Source organism: Deltaproteobacteria bacterium, assembly GCA_005879795.1.
GTDB lineage: Bacteria > Desulfobacterota > Binatia > DP-6 > DP-6 > DP-6.
On the sequence record VBKJ01000009.1, the window covers coordinates 1 to 9,039 of the forward strand.

General features: G+C 73.2%; 8 protein-coding genes. 6 read left to right on the forward strand and 2 right to left on the reverse strand.

Annotated features, from left to right (window positions below):
• Positions 1 to 88 precede the first annotated feature (88 nt).
• Positions 89 to 1,183, reverse strand: coding sequence for an amidohydrolase (locus E6J59_00275; GenBank protein TMB24415.1), 1,095 nt, complete (start codon positions 1,181 to 1,183; stop codon positions 89 to 91).
• 75 nt (positions 1,184 to 1,258) lie between these two features.
• Here E6J59_00275 and E6J59_00280 point away from each other — a divergent pair, with 75 nt between their 5' ends.
• From E6J59_00280 to E6J59_00295, 4 genes are all read left to right on the forward strand, one after another.
• A complete protein-coding gene (locus E6J59_00280; protein TMB24416.1) occupies positions 1,259 to 3,625 on the forward strand; it encodes an FAD-dependent oxidoreductase in 2,367 nt (788 codons plus the stop codon).
• Entirely contained in the window at positions 3,622 to 4,686 is a 1,065-nt protein-coding gene (locus E6J59_00285) for an SGNH/GDSL hydrolase family protein (GenBank protein ID TMB24417.1), read from the forward strand. The genes E6J59_00280 and E6J59_00285 overlap by 4 nt, the downstream gene beginning before the upstream one ends.
• 90 nt (positions 4,687 to 4,776) lie before the next feature.
• On the forward strand, positions 4,777 to 6,015 hold the full coding sequence (locus E6J59_00290; GenBank protein TMB24418.1) for an MFS transporter: 1,239 nt from the start codon (positions 4,777 to 4,779) through the stop codon (positions 6,013 to 6,015).
• Positions 6,016 to 6,258: 243 nt separating this feature from the next.
• On the forward strand, positions 6,259 to 7,074 hold the full coding sequence (locus E6J59_00295) for a hypothetical protein (protein ID TMB24419.1): 816 nt from the start codon (positions 6,259 to 6,261) through the stop codon (positions 7,072 to 7,074).
• 12 nt (positions 7,075 to 7,086) lie between these two features.
• Here E6J59_00295 and E6J59_00300 read toward each other — a convergent pair whose 3' ends face one another.
• A complete protein-coding gene (locus E6J59_00300; GenBank protein TMB24420.1) occupies positions 7,087 to 7,509 on the reverse strand; it encodes a hypothetical protein in 423 nt (140 codons plus the stop codon).
• Positions 7,510 to 7,523: 14 nt separating this feature from the next.
• On the opposite strand from E6J59_00300, the gene E6J59_00305 reads away from it, so the two are divergent.
• Together E6J59_00305 and E6J59_00310 are read left to right on the forward strand one after the other, a co-directional pair.
• The gene (locus E6J59_00305) at positions 7,524 to 7,793 is read left to right on the forward strand and encodes a hypothetical protein (protein TMB24421.1); all 270 of its coding nucleotides are present in this window, start codon (positions 7,524 to 7,526) and stop codon (positions 7,791 to 7,793) included.
• 39 nt (positions 7,794 to 7,832) lie between these two features.
• A partial coding sequence (locus E6J59_00310; protein TMB24422.1) for a M24 family metallopeptidase occupies positions 7,833 to 9,039 on the forward strand: 1,207 nt, incomplete at its 3' end.

Here is a 9,039-nt window from a genome sequence, read left to right on the forward strand (position 1 = left end):
TGACGGGGCCGCGGTGAGCGACGAGACGCGCCTCGCGCTCGCGGCGCACGCGCCGTCCGAGCTCCTGCTCTTCGACCTCGCCTGACGCCTAGGCCGCATCGGCGGGCAGGCGGAAGCGGTAGAGCTCGGCGGCGTTCCAGGTCACGATGCGGTCGATCGTGCTCTCGGGCAGGCCCTCGAGCTGGCGCGCCAGCACCTCCTGCGAGTGCGGCCACGTGCCCTCCGGGTGCGGGTAGTCCGAGCCCCACATGAGGCAGCGGTCGCCGGTGAACGGTAGGTTCGCGATCCCGACGGGATCGTGCTGGAAGGTGACCGCGCCCTGCCGGCGGAAGTACTCGCTCGGCAGCAGCGCGAGCTTCGGCCGCACGAACATGTGGTGCTCGCGATACGCGTCGTCCATGGCGTGCAGTGCCCACGCGAGCCAGCCGCTCCCGCACTCCACCATGACGACGCGGAGCTTCGGATGCCGCTCGAGCACGCCCGAGCTGCAGAGGAAGGCGACCGTCTCCATCGGCCCGGCCACGGTGACGACGTAGTTGACGACGGCGCCGCCCGGCCCGTGCGCGGGCGTCTGCGTGCGGCCCGTGCCGGCGTGGAAGGTGAGCGGCACGCCGAGCTCCTCGGCCACGGCCCAGAGCGGCTCGTAGGCCGGGTCGTTGTAGGGGCGGAGGTCGACGTGCGCGGGCAGCATCGCGCCGCGAAAGCCGCGCTTCGCCGCGCGCCAGAGCTCCTTCACCGCCGCCGCCACGTCGTTCACGGGCAGCACGGCGACCGGGGCGAAGCGGTCCGAGGCAGCGATGAACCGCTCGGCCACCCAGTCGTTGTAGAGATGCGCCGTCTCGATCTGGAGCTCGGGGCTCCGGATGTGGAAGCAGCAGAAGAAGGCGAGGTTCGGGTAGATGACCTCCCCCCAGACGCCGTCCGTGTCGAGGTCACGGAGCCGCCCCGCGGGGTCGCTCGCGCCGGGCATGAAGGTCTTCTCCTCCGGCCGATCGGCCGGGCCGGCGGCCTTCGCCGGCGCCGGGAGGCGCCGCACGACCGCGTCCTCGACCAGAATGCACGACACGCCGTCGCGCTGCTCGACGCGGGGGCCGTGCGCGCGCAGGTGCTCGGGGAGCCCGCTCGTCCACAGGTCGAGCGGCTCCATCACGTGCGAGTCGGCCGAGATGAGGAGGCGGCTCACGCCCGCGCACGTATCGCCGCCCCGCACGTGCTGTCAACCTAGGCCGGTTGACGCGGCCGGGAGCCCGGGTGTTCCATGGGTGGCCATGCCGGACCGCCTCCAGCGCGCGCTCCGCCTCCTCTTCGCGGGCCTCGCGGTCGCATTTGCCACGACCGGGCTCCTCTTCTTCCTCTTCCCCGACGGCACGGTGCGCGCGCTCAACGCCGCCGGCCACCCGCTCGGCTTCCCGCCCGCGCCCCCCTCGGCGCTCCGCTTCTGGCTCTCGCTCGGCCTCGCCTACATGGTGCTGGTGACGCTGCTCGCCGCCCAGATCGCACGCGACCCGCGCGGGCGCGCGCCCCTGATGCCGCTCCTCGCCGCCGGCAAGGCGACCTCGTCGCTCACCTGCGCGGGCTACTTCGTGCTCTCGCTGCCCGCCTTCATCTACCTGGCCAACGCGCTGGTCGACGGCTCGCTCGCGCTGGTCGCGCTCGGCGCCTGGGCGGTCGTGTGGGCGACCGACGAGGCGCCCGCGGCCCGCGACGCCGCGCTCCTGCGCGCGGTCCTCGACGCGCTCGTGCCGCGCGGCGGGCCTTTCCCGCTGGGCGCCGCGGACACCGACCTGGATGCGGCCCTCGCGCGCTACTTCGCGCGCCTCCATCCGCTCGGCCCCGCGGGCCTCCGCCTCGTGCTGCGCGCCATCGAGTACGGCGCGGTCGTGTTCGAGCGCACCCGGCCCTTCTCGCGCCTCGACCCGGCCGCGCGCGAGCGCGCGCTCGCCGCCTGGGAGACTTCCCGCTTCGGCCCGCGCCGGCAGCTTCTCGCGAGCCTGAAGCTCCTCGCCCTCATGCACTTCTACGAGCGCCCGGAGGTGTGGCCCGCCGTCGGCTACGACGACGCCCACCTCCGGCGGAAGCTGCTCGACGGGCCGAACGCCGCGCACCACGCCGCGCGGCTCGCGCCATGACCGACGGCGCCGCCGTCGCGCACGACGTCCACGAGCTCGCCGACGTGGTCGTGGTGGGCTCGGGCGCGGGCGGCGCGGTGGTGGCCCGCGAGCTCGCGGTGCGCGGCCGCGGCGTGGTGCTGGTCGAGGAGGGCGGCTTCTTCACCGGCAAGCACTTCACCGGGAACCCGCGCGCGATGATCGACCTCCTCTACCGGAGCCGCGGGCTCACCTTCGCGCTCGGCCGCCCGACCATCCCGATCCCGCTCGGCCGCTGCGTCGGTGGCACGACGACCATCAACTCCGGCACCTGCTACCGCGCCCCGGACTACGTCCTCGACGAGTGGGCGGAGCGCCACGGCGTCCGGGGCGCGCGTGAAGCCGACCTGCGCCCCTACTTCGAGCGCGTCGAGCAGGAGCTGCACGTCCGCCCCGTCCCCGACGAGACCTACGGCCGCAACAGCACGCTCTTCGAGCGCGGCGCGGCGGCGCTCGGCTACGCGGGGGCAAGGATTCCCCGAAACGAGCGCGGCTGCCTCGGCACCGGCGTGTGCGCCTTCGGCTGCCCGCAGGACGCAAAGCAGGCGATGCACGTCTCCTACGTGCCCCGCGCGCTCGCCGCCGGCGCGCGGCTCTTCACGCGCTGCCGCGTCGACCAGGTCCTCCTCTCGGCCGGCAAGGCGATGGGCGTGGTCGGCCGCTTCATCGACGCGGACGAGCGCGAGACGGGCCACGAGCTCCGCGTGCTGGCGCGCCACGTGGTGGTGGCCTGCGGCGCGCTGCTCACGCCCGCGCTGCTCGAGCGGAGCGGGGTGCCGGATCCGTCGGGGCTCCGCGGGCGGAACCTCCACATCCACCCCGCGACTCGCGTCGGCGCCCTCTTCGACGAGGAGGTGCGCGGCTGGGAGGAGGTGCCGCAGGCCTACAACGTGCACCAGTTCACGCGCGAGGGCATCTTCATCCAGGGCCAGTTCGTGCCGCCCGCGATGGAGGCTCCCGTTCTCCCCGGCGTCGGGACGGCGCACAAGGAGGTCATGGCGCGCTACGCGCGCCTCGGCTCCTTCGGGGCCCTCGTCTCGGACGAGTCGGCGGGGCGCGTGCGCGCCGGGCGCGGCCGCTTCCCACGCGTCACCTACCGGCTCGGCGCCGTCGACGCGCGGAAGCTCGCGCGCGCCATCGGGCTCGCCGCCGAGATCTTCTTTGCCGCCGGCGCCCGCGAGGTCTACTCGGGCGTCCACTCGCGTCCGGTGCTGCGCTCGATCGACGAGGCGCGCGCTCTCCAGCGGGCCGAGCTGCCCGCAGCCGACTTCGAGATGATGGCCTTCCACCCGCAGGGCACGGCCCGCATGGGCGAGGATCCGCGGCAGGCCGTCACCGACTCCGTCGGCCGGGTCCACGGCACACCGGGTCTGTGGGTCGGCGACGCGAGTCTCTTCCCATCGTCCTGCAAGGTGAACCCGCAGATCACGATCATGGCGCTCGCCACGCGCCTCGCCGAACGGCTGGCCGCGGAGTGATCACGTCGACAAGCGACGATCTGACCCGACGCTCGCGTCGCTTTCTCATCCCGTACGTCCTCTTCGTCATCGCCGCCGGCGCCTGCGCTCTCGAGGCGGGCGTGCGCCTTCTCGGCCTCGCGCGCCGCCTGACGCCGCAGTACATGCAGGCGGTCGGCGACCCCTACCTCCCCTACAAACCGCGCCCGCTGAGCGTCAGAACGTCCTGCTCTGAGGGCGAGTTCTGCTTCGAGCACCGGCACAACAGCCTCGGCTTCCGCGACGAGGAGCATGATCTGGCGAAGCCCGCCCGCACCTTCCGCATCGTCGGCCTCGGTGACTCCTTCACCTACGGCCGCGGGGCCGCATTCGACGACACCTACCTGAAGGTCCTCGAGGCCCGGCTCAATGCACGCGCGGGCGACCATCCGAGAGTCGAGATCATCAAGGCGGGCATCCCCGGCTTCTTCCCCGAGCCCGAGCGCATTCTGCTCGAGCACTACGGCCTGCCCTTCGCGCCCGATCTCGTTCTCGTCGCCTTCATGCCGAACGACCTCATCGATACGTACCGCGGCGTCGACGCGCTCACCTTCACCAAGACCGGCGACCTGACGACGCGCGAAGCGGCCCGGCTCGGGGACTCCGCGGCCTGGCTCTATGTGCACTCCCATCTGCTCCGCATTCTTCTCCAGGCGCACGTGTCGCGAAGAGTCGCACGGCACACCGCCTGGATTGGCACCGTCTATGCGCCCGGCGAGGCCTTCGAGGATCAGTGGAGGAAGGTCGAACCGGAGTACCTGAGGATGCGCGAGCTCGCTCGCAGCGTCGGCGCCAGCCTCGTCATCGTCCACATCTCGGACAACCTTCCCGGGCTCCGGCACCGTGGATATCCAGCCGCGCGACTTGCGGCCTGGTGCGCAGAGCACGGCATCCCGTTCATAGACACCCTGCCTGCAATGCAACGCGCGGAGGTGGCCGAGCGTCTGTACTGGCCACGGGACGCTCACTGCAACGCCGCCGGCTATCGCGTGATCGCCGACGTACTTTACGACGAGCTGACGCGACGCGCGCTCGTGCCGTAGGCGCGACTCGCCCGCAAGGACGGGCGGCCTCCACGCTCGGCGAGGCGCTGGGTTTGACCCTGGGGCTGGGGACGTGATGACCTCCGCGGCGTGCTCCGGGTCCTGCGCTCGCGCGACTACCTCCTCTTCTGGTCGGGCTCGTTCATCGCCAACCTGGGCGTGTGGATGCAGCAGATCGCGCTCGGCTGGCTGGTCTACGACCTGACGCGCCGGGCGTCGCTCCTCGGCACCGTCAGCTTCTGCGGCAACGCGCCCATCCTCGTCCTCGGCCTCGTGGGCGGCGCGATCGCGGACCGGGCCAGCCGGCGCACGATCATGCTCGGCACGCTCGGCGTGATCGCGGCGACCGCGCTCACCCTCGCGCTCCTGACGGCGAGGGGGCACATCGCCGTCTGGCACATCATCGCGATCTCCATGGTCGCGGGCACGGCGAGCGCGCTCTTGGCGCCCGCCATGCAGGCCGTGATCCCGAGCCTGGTCGAGCCCGGCGAGCTCCTGAACGCGATCTCGCTCAACTCGGTGCAGTTCAACCTGGCGCGCACGATCGGGCCGGCGCTGGCCGGCTTCGCCTACGGCACGATCGGCCCGCAGGGGTGCTTCGCGCTCAACGCCACGGGCTTCCTGGTGATGATCCTCATGCTCGCGCGTGTCCGCCTGCCGCGGCGGCCACCCGGCGCGCCGCCGCCGGTCGGGCGCGCGCTCCGCGAGGGGCTCGGCTACGCGCGCCGCCATCCCGTGATCGCCCCCTCGCTCGTGCTCGTGGCCGTGATGAGCGTCTTCGGCTTCCCGTACATCATCCTGCTGCCGGCGCTCGCGCGCGACACCTTGCACCTCGACGCCACCGGGCTCGGCTATCTCATGGCCGCGGTAGGCGCCGGCGCCGTCACGGGCGGGCTCGGCCTCTCGGCCGTCGGGGACGTGCCGCGCAAGGATGTGGCGGCGGGCGGCTCGGCGATCGCCTTCGGCCTCGCGCTCTGCGCCATCGTGCTCGCGCACACGCTGCGCGCCACGGCACTCCTCCTCTTCGTGATGGGCGTGCTGCAGACGGTCTCGGTGGCGTCCGTCAACACCACCATCCAGACGGTCGTGCACGACGGCATGCGGGGGCGGGTCATGAGCATGATGACCGTGATCCTCTTCGGCTTCGCGACGGCGGGCGCGCTCGGGATCGGCTTCGTCGGCGACCGGATCGGCGTGCCGCGGGCGCTTGCGGGCGGCGGGGTGATCATCGCGCTGGTGGCGAGCGCCGTCCTCGCGTGCGCCCCGGGGGGCAGAGCGCAAGCCCTGGCGTCGGCCCCTGACGGGTGCCGTGAGAGCGGCAGACCGTAGTCCGGCCCGAGCTTGCAGATCGGGCCGGCTGGCGCTACCTGGCCCGCATCACGCCGCCGAGGGCCCGTAGACCCGGATCTCGATGATCTCCCGGCACTCGTCGCAGGGCACGTCCTTGATCACGGGAAACGAGGTGAAGTGCGAGCGAATGCGCGCCAGCCAGCGCTCGCGCGTGCGCCGGCAGCACTCCTTCTCGGCGGGCTCGTCGGCCATGCGACCGGCCCGTATCTAGCGAAAGGCCCCATGCGTGCCAAGCGGACCGCCGGGCCGCCCGTCCCGCTCGACGCCGGCGCACGCGCCGTGCGCGCCGCGCTCCACCGCCGCGGGCTCTTCTGGGAGGGCGAGCGCGACCCGACGCCGCTCCTCGTGCCCGACGGCGCCGCCCGCGAGCGTCACTACGAGCTCCTCGGCCACTACTCCTACCGCCTCTTCCTGCGCGACGTGCTGAAGCAGCGCGACGACCTCCGGCCGGCGCGGCTCGGGCGCTACGTGGGCCCGCCGGTCGTCGCTCGCTACCTGCGGTTCCTGGCCGACGCCGGCCTGGTCCGCCCGGCCGCGCGCGGCGCATATCGGCTGTGCGACGACCGCATCGTCTCCTTCGGCGGCACGCTCGAGTGGTACGTGGCCCAGCTCCTGGCACGCGAGTTCGAGTGCGCGAGCGCGCACGGGCTGCGCATCGCGCACGCCGCGCACGGCGGCGACTACGACGTGATCGCCTGCACCGAGGGCGAGGTGGTCTACCTCGAGACCAAGTCCGCCCCGCCGCGGCAGATCGTGCAGGAGGAGGTGGGGGCGTTCCTCGACCGCATCGACACGCTGCGGCCCGACGTGGCGCTCTTCCTCGCCGACACCACGCTCCGCATGCGCGACAAGCTGGTGCCGCTCTTTGCGGCCGAGGCCGCCCGGCGCGGGCTCGGGTGGGAGGCGACGCGGCTCGAGCGCGAGCTCTGGCGCGTCGGCCCCGAGGTCTACCTGCTGAACGCCGACCCCGACCTCCGGCGGAACGTCGGCACCTGCCTCGCCGCGCACTTCCGGGGGCGGGGGATCGCGCTCGGCTAGGTCACGGCTAGGTCAGCGTGGCTTCTTCGGCGTGAGCACGCTCCCCGAGCGGGCGCGCATGACGTCCGCCGTCTCCTTCGCCTCCCCGAGCGCGCCGCGGGCAAGCGCCTGGCGGAAGCGCTCGGCGATCGCGCGCATCATGGCGCCCTCGGCGGCGTCCGCGTGGCCCGCGAGGGCGGCGAGGAGGTCCATCGCGCGCGTGATCTTGGCGACCGCGGCGCCCGGGTCGCCGCGCTCGCGCGCCGCGAGCCCCTCGCGCAGATGCCGCTCGACCTCGTCCACGCCCGGGGCGGCGGCGGGGCCGAGGACGACCTTCAGCTCCCCCATGCGCGAGAAGAGCGCTTCCAGCGCCTCGGGGAAGGTGATCAGGTGCGAATGCTCCGGGTTGTCCGCCATCCACGGCGCAGGATAGATGGCGGCCTCCGGGCCACGCAAGGAGGTTCCCGTCCATGCTCTACGTGATCATCGGCCACGACGCGCCCGACGCGCGCGAGAAGCGCCCGCAGGTGCGGCCGGCGCACCTGGCGCACCTCGACCCCCTCGCGCGGGCGGGGCGCATCCGGCTCGCGGGCCCGTTCCTCGACCGCACCGGCAGCCTGATCGTGCTCGAGGCGGACTCGCTCGGTGACGTCTGGGCCCTGGTCGCGCGCGACCCCTACGTCACCGAGGGCGTCTTCAACCGCGTCCAGGTGAAGCCGTTCCAGCAGGTGCTGCCGTGAGGTGTGCCATCGCACGGGGCGCGTGTTAGTAAGGAAGCGATGGGCCCCTCAGCGGACGAGCTCGCGCTCCTCGCGGCGCGCCGGGCGCGCATCATGGAGAGGATGGGCGGCGGCGTCATGCTGCTCGCCGCCGCGCCCGAGCGGCCGCGCACGGCCGACATCCTCTACCCCTACCGGCAGGACAGCGACTTCGCGTACGTGACCGGCTTCCCCGAGCCGGAGGCGGTGTGCGTGCTCGCGCCCGACTTGAAGGAGCGCTTCGTCCTCTTCGTCCGCGCGCGCGACCCCGAGCGCGAGCTCTGGGTGGGCACGCGCGCCGGCGTCGAGGGCGCCGTCGAGCGCTACGGGGCGGACGCCGCTTTCAAGCTCGAGGACCTCGAGCGGGAGCTGCCGCGCTTCCTCGAGAAGGCGCCGCAGGTCTGGCACACGGTCAGGCGGGACGACCCGCTCGCGCAGCGGCTCATGGCCCTCATCCGCCGCGCGCAGGAGATGCAGCCGCGCACCGGCACCGGGCCCACCACCATCCGCGAGCCGGGCGACCTCCTGCACGAGATGCGGCTCCGCAAGGAGCCCGCCGAGCTCGCGCACATGCGCGAGGCGATCGCGATCGCGTGCGACGCGCACCGCGAGGCGATGCGCAGCGCGCGCCCCGGCATGTACGAGTACGAGATCGAGGCGCTCATCGACTTCACCTTCCGCCGGCGCGGGGCGACCGGCCCGGCCTACCCGTCCATCGTGGCCTCGGGCGCGAACGCGACCGTGCTCCACTACACCGACAACGACCGCCCGCTCGGGGAGCGCGAGCTCCTCCTGATCGACGCGGGCGCCGAGCGCGCCGGCTACTGCGCCGACGTGACGCGCACCATCCCGACCGGCCCGCGCTACGAGCCCGCGCAACGCGACCTCTACGACGCCGTGCTGGCCGCGCAGCTCGCCGCCATCGCCGCGGTCGCGCCGGGGACGACGCTCGAGGCGGTGCACAAGACGGCGCTGCGCGTCCTGGCCGAGGCGTTGATCGCCCATGGGGTCCTCCACGGCACGGTGGACGAGGTCCTCGAGAAGGAGACTTACAAGCGCTTCTACATGCACCGCACGAGCCACTGGCTCGGGCGCGACGTGCACGACGTCGGGCGCTATGCCGAGAACGGCGCGCCGCGCGCCCTCGAACCGGGCATGGTGCTGACGGTCGAGCCCGGCCTCTACATCCCGGCCGGCGCGGAGGACGTGCCGGCGCCCTATCGCGGCG